Origin of the sequence: Alkalicoccobacillus murimartini, assembly GCF_030813245.1 — a bacterium.
Lineage (GTDB): Bacteria > Bacillota > Bacilli > Bacillales > Bacillaceae_D > Alkalicoccobacillus > Alkalicoccobacillus murimartini.
In genome coordinates this window covers 260,837-286,840 of sequence record NZ_JAUSUA010000002.1, presented here as the reverse complement: position 1 = coordinate 286,840, position 26,004 = coordinate 260,837, and the positions used below count along the sequence as shown (strand labels likewise).

Sequence of the window (26,004 nt, the reverse complement as noted above, 5' to 3'; positions counted from 1 at the left end):
TGGTTTTCTATTTATTACACTACACAAGAAAGGCAGCCTTCTTGCCCTGTATCTTTGGTTCTTGCATAGTAAATGGTTTTAATCCCTTTGTGATGTGCATACAAGTCTATGCGATTCAAATCACGTGTGGTCATCGTATCCTTTAAGAACAATGTGAAGCTAATTCCTTGATCCACATGCTCTTGTATCGTTGAGATCATGTCTACTACTTTAAACATATCCATGTCGTAAGCTTCTTTATAGAAGAACCAGTTTGTTGGAGCTAGTCCAGGCATTGGATAGTAGGTCTTGCTGTTTCCGTACGTTCGCTCTTCCATACGTTCCATAATTGGCATAACAGAAGCTGTACTAGATTGTACGTATGAAATAGACCCTGTTGGTGCAATACATAGACGGTAGCTATGGTAAAGACCATGCTTTGCAACATTCTCAGCAAGCTCAGCCCAATCCTCTTTTGTTGGGACATTCATCCCTTCAAATAGTGAAGCAATGTTCTCGAATGTAGGTGAGTAGTCTTTTGTAATGTATTTTGTGAAGTAAGTTCCGTCTGCATAAGTAGAACCTTCAAACTCGTAATACGTTTGTCCTGTTTCTTTCGCAATTTCATTTGAACGTTTTATTGAGTAGAAATTCATCATCATAAAGAACACATTCGCAAAGTCACGTGCTTCTTCGCTTTCATAAGCAATTTGGTTTTGAGCAAGATAGCCATGAAGATTCATCGCTCCAAGACCAATCGATCGCATTGCGTTATTTGCACGTAGTACAGCTGGTGCATTGGGAATATTCGTCGTCTCTGACACATGTGTTAATGAGTCTGTCGCAATCGCAACCGTTTGTTCAAGAGACTTATTGTTCATTACGTTCATGATGTTAATCGATCCAAGGTTACATGAGATATCAAGACCAATCTCATCTTCATCATCATAATCAGCATAGGCTGAAACTTGAGATGCTTGAAGAACCTCAGAACATAGGTTAGAGAATTTTACTTTACTAATATGATTATTGGCATGCACCTTGTTTACATTATCAGCAAACATAATATAAGGATAACCAGATTCCGAACGCAAGATTGCTAGTTTTTGCAGTAGACGACGAGGGTTAATCTTATCTTTACGTACCCGTGGGTTATTAACCAGATCATCATACATCTCATTCATATCCATTTCATCCATGTGTGTTCCGTACTCTTTGAAGATTGTATGTGGATAGAAGACATAAGCATCTTTATCCTCGCGAGCAAGCTCTACAAACTTATCTGGAATGACAACACCGATAGATAGTGTCTTCACACGTACATCTTCATCAGCAGAAATTTTACGAGTATCAAGGAAATCGTTAATATCACTGTGGAACACATTTAAGTAGGCCGCGCCTGATCCTTGACGTTGGCCCATTTGGTCCGCATAACGGAAGGCATTATCTAAAAGCTTCATAACACCAACCACACCTTTAGTGGCATTCTCAACGTCTTTAATCGCCTCACCCTTCGCACGAAGCTTAGAAAGATTAAGAGACACTCCACCACCAAGTTTTGAAAGCTGCATGGAAATATCAATAGCTTTTGAGATGTCATTTAATGAGTCATTCACTTCAAGAAGGAAGCAACTAACAAGCTCTCCACGTCGTTTTCGACCAGCATTTAAGAAAGAAGGTGTACTTGGCTGATATTCTTGATTAATCATTGTCTCAACATATTGTTTCGCTTTAGCTGTATCACCTTTAGCGAAAAACAGTGCAACGATGGAAATACGATCCTCATAGCGTTCAAGAATTTTCTTCTTGTCATTCGTTTTGAGGGCATAGTCATTATAAAATTTAAATGCACTCATGAAAGAAGGGAAGCGAAACTTTTTCTCATACGCCAATTGGTAGACTTCCTTAATATCTTCCATTGTGTACATGTCTATAATATGTTCTTCGTAGTAATCATTTTCTACGAGGTACTTAATCTTTTCTTCAAGATCATGAAAGAAAACTGTATTCTGATTAATGTAATCAACAAAATAACTGTGTACGGCCTCTTGATCTTTATCAAATTGAAACTGACCTTCTTTACGAATCATGATTTGGTTGTTTAATTCAACCCATCGTGGAATGCTGTTTTGTTTTTGTAGTAACATTGTTGACCTCCTGTGTGAATGTTTCTACGTCCGAGGACGTACCGCTTAACTCAAATTTCCTGAACACAGGAATGTTGTACCTTGCGGAAATGGTATCCGCACTTTTTGCAAAATTTGCCCCCCAGATTCGGTTGCCACTTGCGGCCACTCCAACTAAGTTCCCCGCATTTTTCGCAAGGAATTCCTCCGTACTTGGCGGAATATTTCCAAACCCAGTTGTATACGTAATGAGGATAAAAGGCTGATCTATATGAGTATCTTGTTGTAAAGGCTGCTTATCTTCAAAAGGTAGCTTGTCTGCAAACCGTTTGACGTTGCCTGTTTTTGAATCGTATATGATTTGCATGTCATATCACGTTCCTTGTTTTCAATCTGATTTCTCTTTGCTATACCACATATAGTATATGATAAACGCTAAAAAAACAATATATAGATATTACCCACAGGTTGTGCATAAATCATGAGAAAAGCCGTCGCAGTCGGATGTTGTCATGTGGACAAGTCTTTTTGTCGAAAAATATAAACATTTTTCTTACGTTATTCATCGATCATTGCAACTAAGATAGCTCTAGAATTGACAGATTTCTTTCGTGTCTCAAGTGAGTTGATATACTGTTTTAATTAGTCAGTTATTGGTATTCGATAAGATAAATTCTCGGTCATATATATAAGAAAAAAGGCCCCATTTTTAGGGCCTCCTCATTACTCATTTAAGAATTGCATCATATAATCTGCTAAAATCTCATGACCTTGCTCGGTTGGTATGCCACTGGTTGCATATTCTTCGATCTCTGGATCAGTAACGTCCGGCCACGCTTCCCAATGGTCTGCATAGTGTACTGATAAATCTTCAGCATATTCACTAAGCTCATCAATCTGAGTTAAATAGAATCTAGGATTTAATAATGGGTTTGATGGGAAAAGAATAATTTCCGCATCAGGTAAGGATGAAGAGAATTGATCAATAAGTTCAGTAATACTTTCTTCAGACTCTTCAAGTGGTAAAACAGCTGAATTATCATTTAATGTTAAGGATTCTAGAAAAACAATATCTGCTTCAGACTCAAGTAAGGTCTCCAATTCGTTTGAATTCAACGCTTCCGTGGATGTCATACTATCAACATTTAGTACAGAAGTTTATATAGTAATTGAATCCAATTGACTGCTAAGCTGATTCTCAATCATTTGAGGCCAAGTAATAGAGATTCCTGTACTGGAATCAATAGCCTTAGAGCCAAAAAAAGCAAGTTGAACTGTTTCTGAACCATCTACGAAGTTCTCAATCAATCCACCAACCTCGACGTCTTCTTCATCTTCAGAAGTGTTGTCAGATTGTCCAGGCTCTGCACTAGAGGCACCGTCATTCTGGACCGGATTTGAGTTAGTACCTCCGTCAGCAAGGTTATTAAGTTTATCTTGATAGGATATATATCCAAAGATAATGACTAAAAAAGACATAATTATTGTGAGAATATAAGCAAGATTTTTCAGGATGATACATTCCTTTCTCTATAGATAGAATACTAGTAAATAAATGGCACAATTCATATTTAATTATATAGCTTGTTTGATAACTTGAAAAGATCATTGAGCTAATTATCACTATATTTATCGAACGATCTCGAAATTTGTTAATAGATAAGCTTCAAAAGGTTAAAACTGGCATAGTTTAAGGGAACAAAATATGGTAGCATAAATAAATACAAAGTCTAGAGAATTATAAAATTAGGTAAAAATAAGGGGAAGAATGAAAAACTCCGTCAAAAAAGCAGTTATTCCAACTGCTAAAGCCTAAGTTAAAGGATGAATGATTAAAGTATCTAAACGAAGCACTAGAGAATGAGGAGTTTAGGTAAGGATATACTGAAGATCTAATGAGTAAACGATAGACCTCTTAGCTTCTTACCAGGCATGTAGGGGTCTATTAATTTATGTCTCAATAGAGGAGTGACGCTTATGATAGAAATACAATTAATTCACTGGAATGGTAAAGAACTTAGGATTAGAATCAATGAAAAATATAATCAGAGTCGTATCACCCTGTTTGCAAAAAAAGATGCCACGGATACACCACTTAAGTATTCTGTAGAATTAATTGAAGGCTTTAAAGAACTGGTTATTTCGAAAAGAACATTAAGTGGACTTAAAAGTGGAAAGTGGAAAATATATTATGGAGTAAAGAAAAGATTTAGTGTGTTTAAAGATATTGTTTCATATAAAAATAGCCCGACTGCATCCAAAACAATTAGGTATCTCAAGCCAATCATTAAATTGAAACACAATAGTTTGATACCTTATTTAAATGACAAAAATCAACTCGAAGTTCATATTGATGATTTTTTACCTTTATTGCAAGCTAGTTCAGAAAAGGCTTATTTTTCAAATACAATACACGATCTAAACATAACAAAAGATCGTGTACACTTTGCAGCCTCTAATCCGTTTGACGGTTTAATGGAGAAAGCTTACTTTGTTCTTGAAAGTGAGAATGATCAGAAGGTTATTGAGGCAGATCTTAGCGAGGATCAAAAAGAATTTAGTGTAAGAAAAAAATTAATAAGTAGATTAAAAGCTGATGAGAAATGGAAAGGTAAGATTATTCTTAAAAAAGGATCTTTAATAGAGATTTTCACCTTAAACTCTAATATGAGTGATAATGGTTTAAATATTACAAATAAAAACAGATTAGATATTTTGGCATCGAATCAATTAACAATTCGAGTGTCTCTACGAGATCAGGCATATCGAAACCAACTTATTCGTGGTCAATTAATGGCTGAAAACTTTAAGGTTGAAGGAAATCAGATGAGTTTCGATGTTCCTTTTGAATCTCTTCATTATGCAGATCATATAATGTTCTACCTAAAAAAAAGAAAAATGCCTGAAAAGATACTATTAAAAATGGAATCATCAGAAGTTGATAATAAGATTCGTTATAGTATGTCAATAGACCAATTAAAAGAAGAGATAGATCATAAAGGTAGATGGGATTTATACGTTGAATTAGACCACTCAAGGCTTTTTAGAGAAAGGTTGAGAGTAGGTACCTATAATAAAAAAGGGCTTAGCTATTTTCAAAGTATGTTTGACAAGATATCTCTTAAGGATGATTTATTAGTTGCCCCCTACTTAACGACGGATAATGAGTTCTCATTTTTATTTACAGATAATGATCGGTATTATAAAGAGAAATATAGACTGCGTTCTAAGCTCAATCGAGTGCATATTACAAAGTCTGGTCAACTTAAGCTAAAGATCTTGGTGAAGTCGGATGAGCCGTCTGACTTTGATATCAAAAACTTAATAATGAAATTAAGAAAAAGTGACGAACAAAGAGTTATTCCTATTACAAAAGTAAAGAAACAAGGTAATAATAAATTAGTCATATTTTCGTGCGACCTTCATGCTTTAGATCTAGACCAATTCTATTGGGATTTTTACTTGGACATTAAAGTAGAAGAAGGATCGAGTTTTACTCATAGAATAATGAATAACAATAAATATAATGCAAAAGTGTTGAAACACGGGTCTTTTACAAAATCTATTACCACAAAAGATGGATTCATAATATATCCCTATATAACATTAGGAGGAGCGTTGAGCTTAACCTATAGACCCAAAGGAGAATATGAATCATATAAGTACAAGTTTATTGAATATGCTGCGTTTCTAATGTTTAAGCTAAACCAAAGAAAAGCAAAGGATAATTCTAGTTGGCTTATTCATGAAAAGTTGTCAGAGACAGCCCAGGATAATAGCTTTTATTTCTTTAAGTATTGCTACGAAAAGAAACATGAGAAGTTAGTATATTATGTGATAAAAAAAGGGTCTGAAGATGAGAAGAATCTATTACCTTATATGGATAGAGTCGTTTATTTTATGTCATACAAACATATAAAGTTAATCCTAGAATCTAAACTAATAATATCTTCAGAAGCAAAAGGACATGGTTATGCGTGGAGAGTGTCACAAGGGGCCATTAGAAATTATATTGATAAGAAAAAATATGTTTTTCTTCAACACGGAGTATTGGGACTGAAAAAAGTAGATTCTACTTTTAATTATGGTGGTGCTAATTCAGCTGAACTTTTTGTTGTCTCTTCAAACTTTGAGAAGAAGATTGTTCAAGATCACTTCGGGTATCCAGAAAACCGACTTATGGTTACGGGTTTAGCTAGATGGGATGTACTTGAGAATAAGTCTAACCTAGAACAAAAAGAGATTATTTTCATGCCAACTTGGAGAAATTGGCTTGAAGAGGTAAATGAACAACAATTTCTAGAATCCGATTATTATCACTCCTATAATAATCTTCTTAATTCTAAGGATTTGTCGATGCTATTAAAAGATCACAATATAAAAATGAATTTTTACGTACACCCTAAATTCATGCCATATGTTAAAAATTTCGCATCAGATGAATCAAATATTAAGGTTGTTGAATTTGGACAAGATAAAATTAATGAACTAATTATGCGCTCCAATATGCTTATTACAGATTACTCAAGTGTTGCTTGGGAGATGTATTACCTTAAAAAACCAGTTCTTTTTTATTATTTTGATTTACCTAAGTACATGAAACTTCAAGGTGCTTATATGGATATTGAAAAAGAACGATTTGGTGATATGGCCAAAACATCAACAGATTTGATTGGTTTGATAAAAAACTATGTTCAGAATGATTTTCAAGAAAAGCCCTTCCATAGTGCTAATAGATCTAAATACTTTGAGTATGTAGATACTCAAAATAGTGAACGGATCTTTGAGCATATTGAAAAGAAAATAAAAGCTAAATAAAAAGTAAGCACGAACCCCATCAGAATAAGTGGAGTTCGTGCTTTTCGTTATCTAGATATACATGTTTAAATTTTATTTTTGTCCAAAATGCGCTGGTACATATTTCTCCAGTTATCAACAAAAGAGGTTTCTTTAAATGAATCTAATAAATCTTCTGAAGCTGCATGATCTCTAAGCTGGTCAAGAATGGACGAATTGCTGAGTATTTCAATCATAACATTGGCGAGTTCATCAATGTTCTTATTCTCTACTAATATGCCATTCTTATCATGAGTAATTATATCGCTTGGTCCATATTTCAAATCATAGCTTACTACAGGGCATCCATTTTTCAGACTTTCTAGTACAACAAGACCAAAGCCTTCATAATCACTAGTTAATAGTGAAAAGGCAGCATTTCTGTATTGTTCAGAAGGATCATCTGTGAAGCCTAAAAGTTTAACATTTGATTCAAGGTTCAGAGATTTTATAAGTTCTTCTAGATTTTCTCTCTCTTCACCTTCTCCGAAAATTTCTAATTTCACATCAGGTATCACTTTCTGAACGACTGCGATCGCTTCAATGGCATGGTCAAGCTTCTTAACTTTATTTAGACGCGCGACAATAACTATTTTTTTGTTATCGAATTCATTGGTTTCTTCTATTACATTGGTTTGGCTACTAATCGCATGAGGAATTACATATAAGTGATTTTTCATACCAATTCTTTGTTCAATATCTTCTCTTTGTTTATTTGTTAAAATAACAACCCCATCGATCATGTCTATTGAATCAAACATTGTAATATGTTTTTTATCTATCGGTGATTCTTCATTATACGCTTCCTCAAGGTGCATCGTATGTACTACATATATTTTGAATACATGATCCCGTTGATATTTTAAGATTAACTTATCAACTGAACGTGCTTCAGCGATCATAAATGTAGGGACTTCCGTTTCGCCAATTATACAATCAAAAAAATAATGTTTAAGATCATCATCTGAATAAACAGCTTTAAAGTTTTGGCCATTCCGATCAAAAAGAGTAATTCTAACTATTTTATTTTTTTTACTTTCTTTATCCCATTCAAGCCATTTAGATAAATAACATGTGCCATCATTTCTATAGTACAATTCCTGACGTGGTCTTCTATGCTGAAGATCATTATAGATAGTTCGTGCTAAATACCCGAAATTGTCATATTCTTCACTTTTGAAGCAATAGCGATTCTCATTAAAAAAATCAATTCTTTCAAGTGCACCATCATCAGAGTACTTTTTGTATTTTATGTATAGACCATTTTTAAAGTATCGATAAGCGTTCCGTTTTTTTTCAATTACATACCCATCTTCATTAACCGGGTGTTCAATAACAGGGAAAGAAGTGGTGTTCTCTGCTCTAAAATATTCATATAAGTTAATTACGTTAACGCCTTCATTTATCTTTCCTTTTTTTAAAAGGACTTCTTCTAAATCATTGTAATGTGATGGGTCATACCTAAGTGTTAAGATTTTTGTTTTCTTTCCGGCCAATTCATAAAAGAGTTTTGCACGTTGTAACATGGCTTGATTTAACCCTGTTATATTTGATACAAGTCGATTTACGACAAAAATATTATTTGTATATGGAAATGTAATTTTATTAATGATAATGACCTCCTGAGTGTGCTACTTTCTTCTTGGTAGCTATGTATCTTTCTAATTTGGAATACTAACTATTATACAGCCTTTTCTATTACAAAAATACCCTGTTATGAAATGAGATTATTAAAATAATTCTCCGCTAATTTACTTAACTTAAACATTAAGTTAATATTATGAGATGCATGTTGTACAAAGGTATGATAGTAAAGGTTGGTGAGTCGCTTGGAACCACAGATTGGTAAAGTTAAATTATCAGTTCTTATTGTTCTACGTAATGAGGAAGGTTATATAGAGAAACTATTAACGGGCCTAATCAATCAGACATTAAATTCAAGTAAATATGAGATTATACTGGTTGATGGAATGTCATCTGACAATACAGTAAAGATTATTAACCAAATTACAAATAAATATCCTAATTCTATTCGTTTATTAAGCAATCCTAGAAAGACGTTGCCACCAGGCTGGAATATAGGTATAAGAGCTTCAAAAGGCGACTATATTATTAGGATAGATGGACATACGTCTATTCCTAACGATTTTCTGGAGAATTATATGAAATTAATTCATAATCAACCAGATGTAGATTGTGTTGGGGGGATCATTAAATCTGTTGGTAACGGTTTTCAAGGGTATATTAATCAGTACGTATATTCACATCCTTTTGGTGTAGGAAACTCAAAGTTTAGAACGACAAAGGGAGTATGGGAAGGATATGTTGATACCGTTCCTTATGGAGCTTATAAGCGTGAGGTATTTGATCAAGTTGGATATTTCAATGAAGATTTGAAACGAAATGAAGACATTGAGTTTCATAAACGAATGAAAGATAACGAAATGACGTTTTTCCTATCTACTTCGATTTGGTCTACTTATTTTGTTCGACCTACTTTAAATGGGTTGATCAAAAAATCATTAGGGGATGGGACTTGGACAATGATTGCTGATCAAGCTACTCCAGGAAGTTTACGGACTAGACATAAGGCCCCACTTTATGCATTTTTACTCGGTCTTATAAGCGTCCTATTTGCGGTTGTTTTCCCAGCGTTTGTCTGGTTTCTTTTAGCTATAGGTATCATATATATAGTGGGAGCTTCTGCTGCATCTAGTAACTTGGTGAAAGAAAAAGGAATCGGGTATTTTCTACCGGCGATCGGAACGTTTTTCTGTTTGCATTTCTTTAGAGGTTTAGGTTGTTTTTTAGCTTTCTTTAAAAAGGAATATTGGTTAGTAAGATCTAAAAGGCATTCGACGAAGTGACAAAGAGACAAAATAATGATATAACTTTGTATGTGTTAAGTCCAAATCAAGTAAGGTTGAGGTCCTAATGAAAGAAATTCTACGTTATAAAGAGTTGCTATATTTTCTTGTTCATAAAGAGCTACGTATAAGGTACAGAAATACGTTCTTTGGTTACTTCTGGACGTTATTGGAGCCTTTAGGTTTGATGTTGATTTTTACTTTAGTATTTATGATCATAGCGCGTGTATCAATTGAAAACTATACGCTGTTTCTCGTCTCAGGATTAATTCCGTTTATGTATACGCAACATACCATTTCAAGAGGTACTAAAAGCTTGACAGGAAACGGATCTCTGATTAAAAAAATCTATTTTCCACGTGAGTTGTTTCCTTTAACCATTACAGCCTCAAGTTTAGTTAATTTATTAATTTCTCTTGTTTTAGTAGCTGCATACTCACTTTATATTAATGGTTCAATACCGTTAATGGGACTAGCTGTCCTTCCATTAGTTATCATCTTACAAACCTTTCTTCTTTTGGGGATTGTATTCATATTTTCATGTGTGAATGTTTATTTTAGAGATGTAGAATTTATCGTTGGATTGATGATGAGGGGTTGGATGTATCTCTCAGCGGTGATGTACCCTTTACTTCAGGTAAAGGAACAACTAGGTGGATACTTTATCTTATTTCAACTTAATCCTATGGTTACCATTTTAACTATTTATCGCTGGATTTTTCATGGTGGAGAGCTTACTCCTACTTTTGGAATGATTATCTATACAGTCATTTTTTCTTTAGTCATCTTTTTTGTAGGATGGAGATTCTTCAAGGTGATGAGTAGAAAGATCGGGGAAGTGATTTAAAATGAAGAACGCGATTGAAGTAAAAAACGTTAAAAAGGCGTTTAGAAAACCGACTGAAAAAACGATAAAAGGTCAAATGATTTCTCTATTTAAAAGAGAAAAGACAGTAGATAAGTTCCAAGCCCTTGAGGATGTCTCGTTTGAAGTAAAAAAGGGTGAAGGGTATGCGATTATTGGGAAAAATGGTGCTGGAAAAAGTACGTTGTTTAAAGTTATTTCTGGTGTCATTGTACCCGATAGTGGCTCTATTCAATTAAATGGAACCCTTATGCCTTTAATCGAGCTAAGTGCTGGATTGAGTGGAGATCTTTCAGGAGTCGAGAATATCCGTTTGAACTGTGCCATCTACGGCTTGAAAAAAGCAGATATCGAAAAGTTATTACCAATCATTATTGATTTTGCAGAGTTAGATGAATTTATTAACACACCAGTTAAATTTTATTCTTCAGGGATGAAGGCTCGTTTAGGCTTTTCAATTGCTGTTCATATTGATACAGACATCGTCTTGATTGATGAAGTATTAGCGGTTGGTGATAAAGACTTCCGAGAAAAGTGTAATAAAAAGATGCTTGAAATGAAAGAAAAAGGAAAAACGATTGTTATCGTTTCACATAGTATGGGTCCATTAAGAAAAATATGTGACAGGGCGATTGTTCTAAAGCGCGGCAAGGTAGAGGCACAAGGTAATATACTTGATATGATCAAGTTGTATGAGTCCAAATAATTAGGACAAAGGATTATTACCTACAAGTGTGAAGTTTTAATGGAAATTGTAAAAAATAAGAGGCTTTCTGTAAAGAGTGTGTTAAAATAACCCTTAGACTATGAATCTAGGGGTTATTTATATGCTAAATATTTTTCCCAACAAATTTGCTAGAGGATTTATCATTGTTATAGACCTCTTTATTATTATAATGGCGTATGTACTTGCTTTTACAGCTCGTTACGAACGGATCGCTCCGCGTAACATAGAGGCTTTTATGTCAGTTATTCCATGGATTTTATTGATTAGCGTTGTATTTATATGCATATATGAAGTGGATCGACTGATTCAGTACGATGTTTGGGATATTATTCGTAAGCTTGCGGTTTCATTAACTTTTATTATGCTGTTAACAATGACCGCTTCATTCTTATTCAGAGAATTTGCTTTGCCACGTTCGGTTATTATTCTTGCGCACGTATTTGCGTTTGTTATGTTGCTAACTTGGAAAGTACTATACACCAAGTATAATCAGCTCTCACGAAAAGGAAAGCTGATGTTTATTGGAGCGGAATCTGAATTCCATGAGATGGAAGATAATTTATCTCAATTCCTATCTAACAATGGTAATGCCAGGTATTATGACAAAAAATCAAGTGTGCAGCAGTTAAAATCTCAGCTGTTGAATTATGACTTTGTTTTTCTTAGTTCTTCTTTAGAAGAAGAGAAGAAAAATCGAATTATCTTTCATGCTATGAAAAACAACAAATTAGTATATGTGGTCCCAACCGTTAATGAACTGCTGGTAATGAACACATCGGTTACAACGTTAGATGACACAATGGTTATGCAAGTGAAACCTTTTACGTTGCCTGTCGCACAATTAGCACTGAAACGCATAACTGATATCGTCTTCTCACTTGCTATTTTAGTAGCAACTATGCCTGTATCACTTCTTGCAGCTCTGACAATTAAGTTAGAAGATGGTGGTTCAATTTTCTTTAAACAGGAACGTATTGGTAAAGACCATAAACAGTTTCATATTTTGAAATTTCGTTCGATGGTGGAGAATGCCGAGGAGAAAACGGGGCCTACTCTAGCTCAGTCTGGGGATAATCGAATTACTAAGATTGGTCGTTTTATGCGCAAGACTCGGATCGATGAATTGCCTCAACTAATTAATGTATTGATTGGTGATATGTCTTTAGTTGGTCCAAGACCAGAACGAGATTTCTTTGCAGATCAATTTCAAAAAGATAATAAGTGGTTTAATTACAGAAATACAGTGAAACCAGGAATTACTGGTTACGCACAAGTTATGGGTAAATACACTACAAACGTCGACAAAAAGCTCAAGTTTGATTTGCATTATATCCGAAACTACTCTTTATGGCTTGATTTTATTATTCTTCTTCGTACGGTATTAGTTGTGATTAACAAAGCTAAGTCTGAAGGTGAAGGAACTAATACAAAAAAAGTAGGTATATTCACAAAAAAACAAGAAGATTTCAGATAAACCCCATAACCTCTCGTTTGAACAAAGAGTACTACAATCTTTGTTTAACGGAGGTTTCTTTTGAATAGGTTGAATTAAAGGAGAACAACATGAAATCAATGATTAAACGATTAAAACAACTCCCATTGGCAAGACAGTTATCTAGATGGTTTTTTTCTTTGGCTTCTTTACTTCCTGTTCATAAGAAGCTGGTGATGTTTGAGAGCTTCTCAGGGAAGCAATATAGTTGTAACCCCAGGGCAATATATGAATACATGCGAGAACATGAACAAGGCTATGAATTGTGTTGGAGCGCTAACAAACAAAGCAAGGATTTTTTTGAGAAGGCTAACATTCCTTACGTCGAAAGGCTTTCTTTTAAATGGTTCATTAAAATGGCGAGAGCAAAGTATTGGGTAACCAATAGCCGGATGCCTTCTTGGGTGCCAAAACCAAAACACAATGTGTACATTCAGACGTGGCATGGAACACCTTTAAAAAGACTTGTTGCAGACATGGAAGAAGTGCATATGCCAGGCACAGACCGTCAAAGCTATATAGAGGGATTTCATAAGGAAGCACGGAATTGGGATTATTTACTCTCCCCAAATCAATACTCGACGTCAATCTTTAGACGAGCCTTTGATTTTAAAGGCACCATCATTGAAAATGGTTATCCTCGTAATGATAATCTGATTAATCGTAACCATGATGAAGGTATCTCAGCACTAAAACGTAAGTTTGGGCTGCCTGAAGGTAAAAAAGTAATTTTATATGCGCCAACTTGGCGAGATCATGAATATTACGAACCTGGAAAATACAAATTTAAACTTCAACTTGATCTTGAGCTTTTACAAAAAGAGCTAGGTGAGGATTATGTGATTATCCTAAGGATGCATTCATTTGTTTCGGAAATGTTTGAGTTACATGGTTACTCAGGTTTTGTATATGACTTCTCAACTGGTATAGACATTACAGAACTCTATTTGGTTTCTGATATCTTAATGACTGATTATTCTTCTGTATTTTTTGATTATGCTCTTCTTAAAAGACCTATGATATTCTTTACGTATGATATCGAATTATATCGTGCGAAGATACGAGGCTTCTATTTTGACTTCGAGAAGGAAGCACCTGGTCCGCTTGTCATGAATACGAAGCAGGTCATTCATGCGGTACGGGGTACTGAGTTGTATGATTATCACGCTAAAGATGCATCTTATCAGGCATTTATGGACCGATTCTGTAATCTTGATGAAGGGAAATCGGCCCAAAGAACGGTTGAATCTATATTTTATAATACTAATGATTGATTGAAATGAAGGAGCTGTCCCTGTGTCCTCTGAGAAATTGTCTACATTTTTTTTTGATTCAAAGCGAATCATAGAACTAAGGCGTGAAGTTCAACCTTATAGCCCAAAAGAAGATTTGTGGTCTTGGTATGTTCTTAGACGCCTGTCGATCTATGTCACATTATTATTTCAAAAAATGAGGTTTACACCTAATGCTGTCAGTTGGCTAAGTGTTCTCTTTGTTTTGTTATCAGGACTATGTATGATTATGGCTACACCATTTGGTTTTGTATTGGCTTTTATCTCTTATAACCTTGGGTATTTATTTGATTGTGTAGATGGAGAATTAGCCAGAATGACCAAACGAACATCAAAGCTTGGTTATTTTATAGATATGTTAATAAGAGCCGCTACATTGCCAGTGTTTTTGTCTTTTCCTCTTGCTTATCTTGTCATGATAGAAGCTCTTGAATTAACGTTTCTAACGGGAAGTATTTTATATATTGTCATCACCTGTATTATTATGTCTCTTTTAGTTCCTCTAGCGTATGATTTGACGCATAATGCTGTAGCAGAACAAAAGGATCCAGTCCAGCAAATACGTAATAAATCAATCATTTTTGAATTTGCTGGTTTTATTTTAGGGCTTCCTGGTTTTTTCTTTACGATTTTGCTAATACTTTTACTTGAACTATTCACAGAACTGTATTTGATACCGATGTATATCATGTTATTTCTTCTTGTACTTATTATTAAGGTTATTCTAAGACTTGTTGTAACGGTTAAAACTTTTTATAAGTAAAGAATATTAAAATTTTCGGCTATGTTCAGAAATTAGGTGAAGTAATGAAGACAGCATATTGTCAGCAGGTTAAATGGGATGGACAATGTATTCAAATAGAATTATCTTCTTTAGATAAAGAGAATTATTTATCAATGCAGCTCTCTTTATGGGAGCGAAAATCAAAACAGATTAAGTTAATTGAATATACTCTCGATGACAGAGAAGATTCGCTTTACTGTGAGATCAATACTGATCAATTAAGAAATATAAAAATGGGCCAATGGGACTTCTATATAAAATTCAAACTTAAAAGACATTGGAGACGATTATCACTACGTAATCAGGTGTCATTACTTCAACAGACAAGGTATTTTGAACCAATTAAAACGATTAATTCAACCCGCTCCTTCAGCTTATATTTAACGAGTCAACATGCACTTTCTATACACTGTGCACGTGCGGATATCCTTGAAGGGAAAACGTATAATGTTGTTTCATATAATGAAGCAGTTGTGACAGTAGAGGAATCCGAAGAGTCTTTTATACTAAGGTTAAATGGGGCGAGTCATTGGCCAGATTATGCTGAACTTATTGTTAAAAATGAATACAATGAAATATATCATCTAGCATTAAACTATCAAAGTGGTAATATCTTTCTATATAAACACCATTTTGAACAATTAAAGGGACAATGGACATTTTATATTCAGACAAAAAAAGGTAGAATCTTAGAACAAGCGCATCTTTACCTAATGAAGGGGCGTTTTATTAATGATGAGAGCCTTTTAAAAACAACACAATATGAATACTACACATTAAATGAATCTTCTACGCTGAAAATACAATTAAGAGAATATAATCAGCCTGCTCATGTTATCAAGGGAGAATTGACTGCTGAACATTTAACTGTACAAGGTCATAACATGATGTTTGAAATTCCTGCTTCTAAGCATGCTAATTACGAAAACTGGAGTTTTTTTCTAAAGCGAAAAAATAGTGAAGAGAGATTATATTTGAATACGCACATTACTACCTATGCCAATAAAATTCAGCTTAGTATAGATATTGAGCAGTTTCAGTTGATCTCATCTAAGAGTACAGCATGGGGTTTATTCGCTGAGAACAAGCATGATGACTATATGGAAGTAAGAAAAGTTGGTCAGTATCATTCTTCACTTCCGTCTATAAAAAACAGATATATCGGTTTTTTTGAGATGGGCGACGGTTTGTGTGCGGTACCTACTATCACAAAATCATCATCTTATTCACTTTATTTTATGACTGTAGACCAATTTTATAAACTTACATCCCCAGCAGAGGTTTCTATAAAATCATTAACAATGAAAAGTGGAGTTATGAAGTTGAGACTGTTGGTTGGGCTTGCTAATCAAACTCCATTTGAATTTAATGGTTTAAAGCTTATACAAAGAAAAGGAACAGCACAACAGATCGAGTTACCAATTGAACGGTTGCGTACGTTCAAAAATGGAAGGAAAGAAATAACGAGTACAATTGATTTAGCTCAATTAGAATTTGAACCTTTTTATTGGGATTTCTTTGCTTCGATTACTATGAGTACTAATGAACACAGACAGATTCGAATTTATAGTGATAATTATTTGGTAATCAAGAAATTAAGGCATTTCATGTTTAAGTATACGATGCTCGATCACAATCAATATCTAACATACCCTTATTTAACGGTTAATGGGGGGTTAAGTATTACCCATCGAAAAAAAGGTGAGGACGAGGATAGAAAAAATAAAGTAATAGAATATGCAGCGTATATTTATTACCACATGATTTATAAATACATAACTAAAGAACCTATTTGGTTAATTCATGAAAAATATTCGGAGACTGCGCAAGATAATAGTTATTACTTTTTTAAATATTGTTATGATCAACACAAAGAGAAAAAAGTGTACTACGTGATAAAAAAAGGGACAAAAGATGAGTTTAACTTAAAAGGATATGAAGATCGAGTCGTCTATTTTATGTCTTTTAAGCACCTAGTTAGACTACTATCTGCAAAGATGATAATTTCTTCAGAGGCAAAAGGACATGGGTATGCATGGCGAGTATCGCAGGGTGTTATAAAAGATTATGTTAATGCAAAAAAATACGTTTTTCTTCAACATGGAGTACTTGGTCTGAAGAAGGTAGATAATACATTTGATTACAACACGCAAAACTCAGCAGAGTTATTTGTTGCCTCTTCTGATTATGAAAAAAGGATTATAAAAAAGTATTTTGGTTACAAAGATAATCGAATTATTGTGACTGGACTCCCAAGGTGGGATGTTCTTCAAGATAGATCTAATCAAATGGATATAAACTCCAAGGAAATTCTACTTATGCCAACATGGAGAAATTGGCTAGAAGAAGTGGAAGAAGCGGAATTTATTCAATCAGATTACTTTCATGCGTATAATAACTTATTACATTCTGACGCATTACACGAGGTTCTTAGAGAAAATTCACTTATCTTGAATTTCTATGTGCATCCCAAATTTATGCCTTATGTATCGAGTTTCACGAAGGCAAACAACAATATTAATATTATTCAGTTTGGAGAAGTAAAAGTAAATGATTTGTTAATGCGCTCTAGTTTGCTTATTACTGATTATTCAAGCGTGAGTTGGGAAATGCATTATCAAAAGAAACCTGTGTTGTTTTATCATTTTGATGTGGATCAGTATAATAAGTTTCAAGGAAGTTATATGGATTTAAAGAAGGAGCTTTTTGGTGAGGCAGTCTATGACTCACAATTATTAATTAAATCGATTGGAGATCTAGCGAGAGCTGGGTTTGTTGAGCAGGATAAATATGCAAGAAAGCGTAGTGAATTTTTTAAATACGTAGATTCAAAAAATAGTGAAAGAATCTATCATGAAGTTGTACTTAAAGAAAAAGAAATAAGTACAAAATTAAATATTTTTCGTTCAATTAGACAATCTGATTTAATGAAAGTTCTTTGGAGAAGATATAAGAACATATACATTATTCAACGATTTGGCAAAAAGATTCTCTCAGTTTTAAGGTGAATTAGAATCATATTTGAGAAAGTCCCTTATTTTAACTAGAAAATACAATGGATTCAAGTTAGGCCTATGCTATAATGTTAAAATGACATGGGTATAATTTATTCTTAATATTAATAATAAGGGGGAATAACCTTGAAGAAAGTATTAACATATGGAACATTCGACTTGCTTCATTGGGGTCACATTAACCTACTAAAAAGAGCTAAACAATTAGGAGATTATCTAGTTGTAGCTATATCAACTGATGAATTTAATGCGATTAAAGATAAAAAGGCTTATCATAGTTTTGAAAACAGAAAGATGATTCTTGAGGCTATCCGTTATGTAGATGAAGTCATTGCAGAAGAAACCTGGGATCAAAAAGTCCAAGATGTTCAGAAACATGATATTGATGTATTTGTTATGGGAGATGATTGGGAAGGTAAGTTTGACTTCTTAAAAGATTATTGTAAAGTTGTCTATTTGACTAGAACAGCGGGTATATCTACTTCTCAAATTAAAGATGAGTTGTTATATAAATAATGGTTTTCACAAGAGGCCTGCGTTTAACGTGAGCCTCTATTTCTTTTTTATTATAAATAGATATGTAAGGAGAGTGTAATGACAATTGGACAAAGTAAGTATAATTACTCCTTTGTATAATAATGATTATAAATATATAACTTCTTGTGCAGATTTACTTATGAAACAAGTTTATGAGAACTTTGAATGGTTAATTATACTAGATGAGATCAATCCTCAAGTAGCGGGTTTACTTGCTAACTACGAAGATCTTGATATAAAACTTATAACTGATAAAGATGTGACAAATGTAGCAAGTGCTAGAAATGTAGGGATAAGAAATTCTGAAGGTCAAAGTTTATATTTTCTTGATATTGATGATTATATTCACGAACATACATTATTTTGCTTAGTAGAAACAATGAAAACTTCAAGTGCACAAATGGTTGTAGGTTCAGTTAAGAAGGTAAATGTTAAACCATCCTACTCGACATCATATAGTGCTATGTTAGATAGAATGCTAAAAAATAGACATATTAAAGCTAGCCCAATTAAAAGCAAAAAAATGAGATCATCTTGCTTGAACATTCTGTATAATAAATCGTTTGTAGAAGATTATTCTTTATCTTTTGATCAGTCAATAAGTGATTTATCAGATGTTACATTTACTATGCCTGCATTTGAAAAGGCATTAAATGTTGTTTTTGATAAAGATGCGATTTATTTAAAAATTAGAAGAAATGATGCTGTACAATTCCCATCTCTTTCTCAAAGGTCTAATCGAGCCCTAGTATATCCAATTTCAATACGTTTAGCACTTAAACTATTAGAGCCTGGGTCTAAGATAAGTATAATGTTGAGTAGAAGATTTTTGTATTCTTATCATCACAGGTATTTTAGTGACATTTATAATGGTGATATAAATGATCACAGAAGAAATATACTGATAGAATGGGCTGAAACATTTCGTGAAGTGAATATTGACGAAATGAAATTTAATAGGTTCATTCATAAAGTTGAAGTGAAATATCTTATTAATAATAACTTTACAACAGCAACAAAAATGGCTAAATTTCGCTCGGTCATTAAAAACATAAAAAAAGTAATAAAAAAACCTAAAGTTGCAAAAAAACTTATATATACTTCGTACTTATCTAGAAAGAGTTCTGTTAAACCTACATGGATACTCTATGAAAGCTTCTTAGGGAAAAACTACTCTGATAGTCCTAAATATATATTTGAATATCTTAACCAGGCTCACCCTGATAAATATAAGCATATTTGGGTTTTTGATAAAGGTAGAAAGGAATTACCTTTTAAAAGCACACAAGTGAAAAGGTTTGGCTTTAAGCACATGTATTATATGGCGCGTTCAAAATATATGGTTAATAATATGAGACAACCTAAGTGGTTTGTTAAAAGAAAAGAACAAATCTTTTTAGAAACTTGGCACGGGACCCCACTAAAAAAACTAGTTTTTGATATGAATGAGGTCCATTCAGCTAATCCCAATTATAAACTTGATTTTTATGAACAATCTCGTTCATGGGACTATTTAGTTTCAGCAAATAAGTATTCAACCCAAATTTTTAAAAGAGCATTCTTGTTCGATAATGAAATACTTGAATACGGATACCCTAGAAATGATTTGCTTTATAGTCCTGATAAAGATAAAATTGCTAGCGAATTAAAAGAAAAATTAGAAATTCCACTAGATAAAAAAATCGTTCTTTATGCGCCTACTTGGAGAGACGATGAGTATTATAAGCCAGGTAAGTATAAATTCAAGTTAACTATGGACTTAGAAAGAATGAGAGAAGAATTAGGTAATGAATACTTTTTTATAGTAAGAACACATTATTTTATAGCTGATCATTTAGACTTAGACAATGTAAGTGATTTTGTATTTAATGGATCTAAGTACGATGATATAACTGAATTGTATTTACTTTCCGATGTGTTAATTACAGACTATTCGTCTGTATTTTTTGATTTTGCTAATCTAAAAAGGCCAATTTTGTTCTTTACTTATGATTTAGAAAAATATCGTGACACTTTGAGAGGGTTTTATATTGATCTTCAAGAAGATGGACCAGGACCATTAATTATGAATAACGATGAACTGATTAGCACCCTAAAGAATTTAGATGAGGTAAGTTCAAATTACAGAGACAGATTAGATCGGTTTCATAATGAGTATTGTGAACTCGACGATGGACTTGCTTCTAAACGTATTAGTGAAAAGGTTATTGTGAATAATAAATAAACCTTCTTTTTAGAAAGGTTTATTCACTGAGTGAGAGGGAAAGAACTAACATATGAGCACTGTAAGCAAGATAAATTAGGAGAGATATAATATGGGTTTTTTTAATATCTTCAACGCTAATAAAAAAACGATAAAAGAAAATGTTGAAGAGATCAATAAAGTTTCATACGAAATAATAAATGAAGATTCACTGAAGTATAAGAAAAAAATATCTGTAATTGTTCCCGTTTATAACGCAGAAAATTATTTGCGTAAAACGATAGACTCAGTTGTGAGACAAAATATTGGTTTTGGACATATTTCTTTGATTTTAGTTGATGACGGTTCATCAGATTCTTCTCGTGAAATTCTTAGAGAGTATTCGAGTTTGTATGATAACATTGTAATTGTTTTTCTGAATAAGAATACAGGAACTCCTGCCTATCCAAGAAATTTAGGAATTCAATTAGCTAATTCTGAATATATTACGTTTTTAGATGCTGATGATTGGTTTACTCCGTTTGGGATGAAATCACTTTATGATTTAATTGAACAAGACAATGTAAATTACGTTGTAGGTAAATCAATTAAGGTAGACAATAAGGGTGAGAAACTAATTGGAAAACATGAATCTATAAGAAATAGGAACCGTGTTACTCCGGTTTCGATTCCTCATATGTTTTATCATTTAGGTCCTCGGGCTAGGATGATGAATTTAGATTTTATAAAGAATAATGATATTCAGTATCCTAATATGAAATATGCTGAAGATAAACAATTTTTTATTGATGTATTAACGAAATGCGATTTTATTTCTACTACCACTGATACTATTTACTACGTGAATAGAGAAGAAGCAAATCATTCTCTGACAAAGCAGACTGATATTATGGAAAAGATGGATACAAATATTGCTGTTTTAGATTATGTCTTAAATAAAAATCTAGATGAAACAATTGAAAAAATGATTGTTAACAGACTCGTTGAATTTGATTCGATGGGACGGTTATTTGATAAAAATCATTTTTTAAAAAGCAAAAATAAACAAAATTATTATCGTAAATTTGATGAAGTTCTTACCTTATTAAGAAAGAGAAAATATAAAATTAGTGAGACGTTTTTTAATTCTCTTCACAAAATAGCATTTGAGTTAATGATTGAAAAGAAATTCAAAGAAGTAGAAAAACTTTATGAGTGGTCCCTAAGGGAAAAAGAAAAAGAAAGATTATTTGAGAACGGAATAGCCTACTATATTACTCCGATAGCAGAGGAACGATTCAGCAAGGTTGAAATACCACTTTATGCAGAATTGAAAAAAGAAATTACGAATGAAAAAGATTATACAGCAGAAATTTTAGCTTTAGGAAGACAAAGCAAAAACATAAGTCGTATACAAATGTTTAGTAGAGAAGATGCTTCATTGACTTATTCATTTAATCTAGAACAGAAAGATGAAAATACCTACGTATTAAATATTTCTGATAGTGAGCTAAAAAAAATTAAAAAAGGTGTATATTCAACTTATCTGATTTACAATGATTATCAAAGGATGACTATTCGTAAATTTGAAGAATTAGAATACTCTAAGGGTAAAGAAGGCTTGACTTATACGTTCTATAAGACTAAAAATGGAAATTTAGCTTTGAAAGCGAAAAAAACAAAAAAATAACTACATTATGTTTAGCTAAGAATATGTATAGCTTAAAGGAGACAACCTATGAAAAAAGTAAGAAAAGCCATAATCCCAGCTGCAGGACTCGGTACAAGATTCCTTCCTGCTACAAAAGCAATGCCAAAAGAAATGCTCCCTATCGTAGATAAGCCTACGATTCAATATATCGTTGAGGAAGCAGTGAAGTCAGGTATCGAGGATATCATCATTGTTACAGGTAAAGGAAAGCGTGCGATTGAGGATCACTTTGACCATGCATTTGAGTTAGAGCAGAACCTAATCGAGAAAGAGAAGTTTGAGCTCCTTGAGAAGGTACAGGAAGCTTCAAAAGTGGATATTCACTATATTCGTCAAAAAGAAGCAAAGGGACTTGGTCATGCGGTTTGGTGTGCACGTAAATTTATTGGTGACGAACCATTTGCCGTATTACTAGGTGATGACATTGTACAGAATGAAAAGCCTTGTCTTCAGCAATTAATTGAGCAGTATAATGAAACGGGTTCTTCAATCATTGGTGTGCAGCAAGTTGATGAAAATGTAACAGACCGTTACGGAATCATTGATCCTGCTAGTCAAGAAGGTCGCTTGTATAAAGTGAACCAATTTGTTGAGAAGCCAAAGCTTGGTACGGCACCATCTAACCTTGCTATTCTTGGACGTTATCTATTGACGCCTGAAATCTTTACATACCTTGAAAATCAGGAGACTGGTGCAGGTGGAGAGATTCAGTTAACGGATGCGATTCAGCGTTTGAATGAAGAGCAGCCAGTATTTGCTTATGATTTTGAAGGCAAGCGATATGATGTTGGTGAGAAATTAGGTTTTGTTATGACTACATTAGAATTTGCAATGCAGCGTGATGAGCTTAAGCCAGAGCTAATCAAAAAAATGAAGGAATACCTTCAACTTGAGGATATCTTAAAGCCATAATATTAAGGCTGTATATCGTTTGTTAATCCTACGTAAATACTGTAAAGGCAAAGCGTTTCCCGAATAGGGAGGCGCTTTTTTTTCGTGAGCTGATTCTGCTACAATCAGTTTGTGACCATACTGGGTGTATAAGGTTGTTGAAGGAGGAATTCTGTTGCTGGCTAGACATGCATTTGCTTATTTACTATCACATGGAATTCCTGCTTTGGTTGGTTTTGCAGCAATTGCTGTGTATACAAGACTGCTCACAGAGGTTGAGTATGGCCGATATGCACTTGTATTTGCGATTGCTGCAATGATTAATGCGATTGTATTTGAGTGGCTGAAGGTGAGTCTTCTTAGATATTATCCGATGTATCAGGGAGAGAGGCCCTTTCTTGATACGGTTAAATTGAGTTTTATAGCGTTAGCTGGGGTTAGCGCGATAGCAGGGCTTCCTCTATATTTTTTTATTGATGGATTAGGCTGGGTCCATGTGTTGTTGGCACTCATCTTGTCATGGTGTCAGTCATGGTACCAAATGAATTTAAATCTTATTCGTTCAGAATTTAATCCTAAATTATATGGGTACCTATCATTTATGCGTTCTGTTTTAGCCTTAGCGTTTGGAGTTCTGTTGATACTAGCTGGTTTTGAGGAGCTTGGGTTGCTCTGGGGGCTAGTTCTAGCGTTTGTGGTTACGTTAGCTTGGCCAACGTATAAAAAGTGGGGAGGAGCTGTCCGTCTAACATCCTTCAAACCAGCTATTATAAAAGAGTTTGCTGGATATGGAGTCCCTCTTGCTTTAACGCTTCTACTAGGTGTTGTTATCCATAATTCGGATCGGTTTATTATTAGTGCCATGATTGGTGTTGGAGCAAATGGAACCTATTCTGCTACCTACGATTTAACTGAACAGACCATTTTTACGTTAATGCTAGTGATTAATTTAGCTGCGTTTCCACTTGCTGTTCGAACGATGGAGCAAAAGGGTGAGAGCGAGGCTTTAAAGCAAGTAAAAGAGAATACAGGTCTATTGCTGCTGATCGCACTTCCTGCCATGATTGGTTTGATTGTACTGACACCTAATGTGGTAGGGCTAATGTTAGGTGAAGGATTCAGAGAGCAAGCACTTTTAATTATGCCTTTGATAGCGGTAGGGGCTTTTTTAAAAGGGTTAAAACTATATGCGGTTGATATTATCTTTCATTTACATAAACGAACGTCTGTGCAGGTTCTACCAGTATTTTTAGCAGCAGTCTTAAATGTTGTTTTAACGATCCTATTGATCCCGGATTTTGGCTTAAGAGGTGCAGCCGTGGCCACCGTGGTAGCCTATGCAGCAGCCATTTTATTGAGTTTATTTTTCATGAATATATCGATACGAGATTTTCCGTTTCCAGGTAAAGATTTTATTAAGATTTTATGTGCTTCGACTGTGATGGGCATTGTGCTTTGGTTCATGAGAACAGAGAGTGGATTGGGTTGGCTACTTGTTCAGGTTCTGGTTGGGCTGATCCTATATGTGGCGCTTATATGGATGGTGAACGCATTAGGATTTCGAAACCTAATCATCAATCGACTACGATCTCGAAAAAGAGGAGAGAGTTAAATGAAAAAGATTGCTTTTATTTTATATTCTCTCGAAGGTGGGGGAGTGGAGCGACTCACTCTGCACCTCATGGAAGGCCTTCTTGAAAAGGGATATCAAGTTGACTTAGTAGTTGTGCAAATGAAGGGTGAATACATGAACGATATTCCTGATGGTATTCGTGTAATTCATCTGGACAAACCTAATTTACGTGCAAGCTGTTTAGCGATTCGCCAGTATCTTTCTAAGCATAAGCCAGATGTGCTGATATCAGCTAAGGATTATATTAATTTGATTGTTCTACTCGCAAAAAAACTAACGCGGGTACCGACAAAAATTATTGTGAGTAGTCATGTTAATATCACAGAGCAAGCGCGCAGGCTGCCACAATTTAACAAGGTGAAACGTGGGATTTCAATCATGTATAGATTTGCTGATGACATCGTTTGTGTCTCTAAGGGAGTAGCGGATGATATTCATCAGGTTTCTGGAGTTTCGGATAAAAAGATTCATGTGATTTATAATCCGATTGTGACAACTGAACTATTAAAAAATGGTGAGAATGTAGTGGAGCATCCTTGGTTTGACCAAAACCAGGAAGTGATTGTGACAGTTGGTCGATTGCATGTGCAAAAGGATTATAAGACCTTACTTCATGCCTTTAAGAAGGTAAATGAAGTGCGACCAAATACGAGGTTAATGATCGTTGGTGATGGACCTGAAAAAGACACTCTCACGAAACTCACAGCTGAGCTAAACCTAAAAGAGGTTGTCGATTTTGTAGGCTTTCAGACTAATCCATACCCTTATATGAAAAAAGCTGATTTATTTGTGCTCTCCTCAGCATGGGAGGGCTTTGGGAATGTGTTGATTGAGGCATTTGCCATGGGTACAACCGTGGTAGCTACGGATTGTCCAAGTGGACCTGCAGAGATTCTTGAGCATGGGAGACTCGGAAAACTTGTAGGAGTAGGTGCTGTTGAGGAAATGGCAGACGCAATATTGTATTCATTAGATCACCCACAGCCAGAGAGTGCATTAAAGCAGCGTGCATCTACCTTTTCAATTGATAATTGTGTAAGAGCGTATGAACAATTATTTTAAATCATT

General features: G+C 34.1%; 19 protein-coding genes. 14 read left to right on the top strand and 5 right to left on the bottom strand.

Translation table 11 applies throughout. The annotated features are described in order from the left end of the window. Positions 1-14: 14 nt before the first annotated feature. From nrdE to J2S05_RS07960, 4 genes are all read right to left on the bottom strand, one after another. Positions 15-2,126: a class 1b ribonucleoside-diphosphate reductase subunit alpha gene (nrdE, locus tag J2S05_RS07975; protein WP_306981621.1), complete on the bottom strand. Its 2,112-nt coding sequence runs from the start codon at positions 2,124-2,126 to the stop codon at positions 15-17. Beyond that, positions 2,086-2,472, bottom strand: coding sequence for a class Ib ribonucleoside-diphosphate reductase assembly flavoprotein NrdI (nrdI, locus tag J2S05_RS07970; protein ID WP_306981619.1), 387 nt, complete (start codon positions 2,470-2,472; stop codon positions 2,086-2,088). The genes nrdE and nrdI overlap by 41 nt, the downstream gene beginning before the upstream one ends. Positions 2,473-2,828: 356 nt before the next feature. After that, positions 2,829-3,239 (bottom strand): SGNH/GDSL hydrolase family protein, encoded by a 411-nt coding sequence (locus tag J2S05_RS07965; RefSeq protein WP_306981618.1) that lies wholly within the window; start codon positions 3,237-3,239, stop codon positions 2,829-2,831. Between the two features lie 24 nt (positions 3,240-3,263). Beyond that, positions 3,264-3,584 (bottom strand): hypothetical protein, encoded by a 321-nt coding sequence (locus J2S05_RS07960; protein WP_306981616.1) that lies wholly within the window; start codon positions 3,582-3,584, stop codon positions 3,264-3,266. A 498-nt stretch (positions 3,585-4,082) separates the two neighbouring features. Here J2S05_RS07960 and J2S05_RS07955 point away from each other — a divergent pair, with 498 nt between their 5' ends. Next, complete coding sequence (locus J2S05_RS07955; RefSeq protein ID WP_306981614.1) at positions 4,083-6,923, top strand: CDP-glycerol glycerophosphotransferase family protein; 2,841 nt, start codon at positions 4,083-4,085, stop codon at positions 6,921-6,923. A 65-nt stretch (positions 6,924-6,988) separates the two neighbouring features. Here the strand turns inward: J2S05_RS07955 and J2S05_RS07950 are convergent, their stop codons facing one another. Continuing rightward, positions 6,989-8,518 carry a glycosyltransferase gene (locus J2S05_RS07950; RefSeq protein WP_306982649.1) on the bottom strand — a complete coding sequence of 510 codons (1,530 nt, stop codon included), beginning with the start codon at positions 8,516-8,518 and terminating at the stop codon, positions 6,989-6,991. A gap of 252 nt (positions 8,519-8,770) precedes the next feature. On the opposite strand from J2S05_RS07950, the gene J2S05_RS07945 reads away from it, so the two are divergent. From J2S05_RS07945 to J2S05_RS07885, 13 genes are all read left to right on the top strand, one after another. Beyond that, positions 8,771-9,808 (top strand): glycosyltransferase family 2 protein, encoded by a 1,038-nt coding sequence (locus J2S05_RS07945; protein WP_306981612.1) that lies wholly within the window; start codon positions 8,771-8,773, stop codon positions 9,806-9,808. Between the two features lie 67 nt (positions 9,809-9,875). Next, complete coding sequence (locus J2S05_RS07940) at positions 9,876-10,655, top strand: ABC transporter permease (RefSeq protein ID WP_306981610.1); 780 nt, start codon at positions 9,876-9,878, stop codon at positions 10,653-10,655. Between the two features lies 1 nt (position 10,656). Next, positions 10,657-11,379 (top strand): ABC transporter ATP-binding protein, encoded by a 723-nt coding sequence (locus J2S05_RS07935; RefSeq protein WP_306981608.1) that lies wholly within the window; start codon positions 10,657-10,659, stop codon positions 11,377-11,379. A 121-nt stretch (positions 11,380-11,500) separates the two neighbouring features. Beyond that, positions 11,501-12,874 carry a sugar transferase gene (locus tag J2S05_RS07930; RefSeq protein ID WP_306981605.1) on the top strand — a complete coding sequence of 458 codons (1,374 nt, stop codon included), beginning with the start codon at positions 11,501-11,503 and terminating at the stop codon, positions 12,872-12,874. An 89-nt stretch (positions 12,875-12,963) separates the two neighbouring features. Beyond that, complete coding sequence (locus tag J2S05_RS07925) at positions 12,964-14,166, top strand: CDP-glycerol glycerophosphotransferase family protein (RefSeq protein ID WP_306981603.1); 1,203 nt, start codon at positions 12,964-12,966, stop codon at positions 14,164-14,166. A gap of 22 nt (positions 14,167-14,188) precedes the next feature. Then, positions 14,189-14,947, top strand: coding sequence for a CDP-alcohol phosphatidyltransferase family protein (locus J2S05_RS07920; protein ID WP_306981601.1), 759 nt, complete (start codon positions 14,189-14,191; stop codon positions 14,945-14,947). Between the two features lie 44 nt (positions 14,948-14,991). Further along, a complete protein-coding gene (locus tag J2S05_RS07915) occupies positions 14,992-17,976 on the top strand; it encodes a CDP-glycerol glycerophosphotransferase family protein (protein ID WP_306981599.1) in 2,985 nt (994 codons plus the stop codon). Between the two features lie 132 nt (positions 17,977-18,108). Further along, complete coding sequence (gene tagD, locus J2S05_RS07910; protein ID WP_306981597.1) at positions 18,109-18,498, top strand: glycerol-3-phosphate cytidylyltransferase; 390 nt, start codon at positions 18,109-18,111, stop codon at positions 18,496-18,498. Positions 18,499-18,583: 85 nt separating this feature from the next. After that, the gene (locus tag J2S05_RS07905) at positions 18,584-20,743 is read left to right on the top strand and encodes a bifunctional glycosyltransferase/CDP-glycerol:glycerophosphate glycerophosphotransferase (RefSeq protein WP_306981595.1); all 2,160 of its coding nucleotides are present in this window, start codon (positions 18,584-18,586) and stop codon (positions 20,741-20,743) included. A gap of 91 nt (positions 20,744-20,834) precedes the next feature. Beyond that, positions 20,835-22,391 carry a glycosyltransferase gene (locus tag J2S05_RS07900; RefSeq protein WP_306981593.1) on the top strand — a complete coding sequence of 519 codons (1,557 nt, stop codon included), beginning with the start codon at positions 20,835-20,837 and terminating at the stop codon, positions 22,389-22,391. Between the two features lie 48 nt (positions 22,392-22,439). Beyond that, on the top strand, positions 22,440-23,324 hold the full coding sequence (gene galU, locus J2S05_RS07895) for a UTP--glucose-1-phosphate uridylyltransferase GalU (protein ID WP_306981592.1): 885 nt from the start codon (positions 22,440-22,442) through the stop codon (positions 23,322-23,324). Positions 23,325-23,478: 154 nt separating this feature from the next. Further along, positions 23,479-24,915: a lipopolysaccharide biosynthesis protein gene (locus tag J2S05_RS07890; protein WP_306981590.1), complete on the top strand. Its 1,437-nt coding sequence runs from the start codon at positions 23,479-23,481 to the stop codon at positions 24,913-24,915. Then, positions 24,916-25,998: a glycosyltransferase gene (locus J2S05_RS07885; protein ID WP_306981588.1), complete on the top strand. Its 1,083-nt coding sequence runs from the start codon at positions 24,916-24,918 to the stop codon at positions 25,996-25,998. It begins immediately after the preceding gene. The last annotated feature ends 6 nt before the right edge of the window (positions 25,999-26,004 follow it).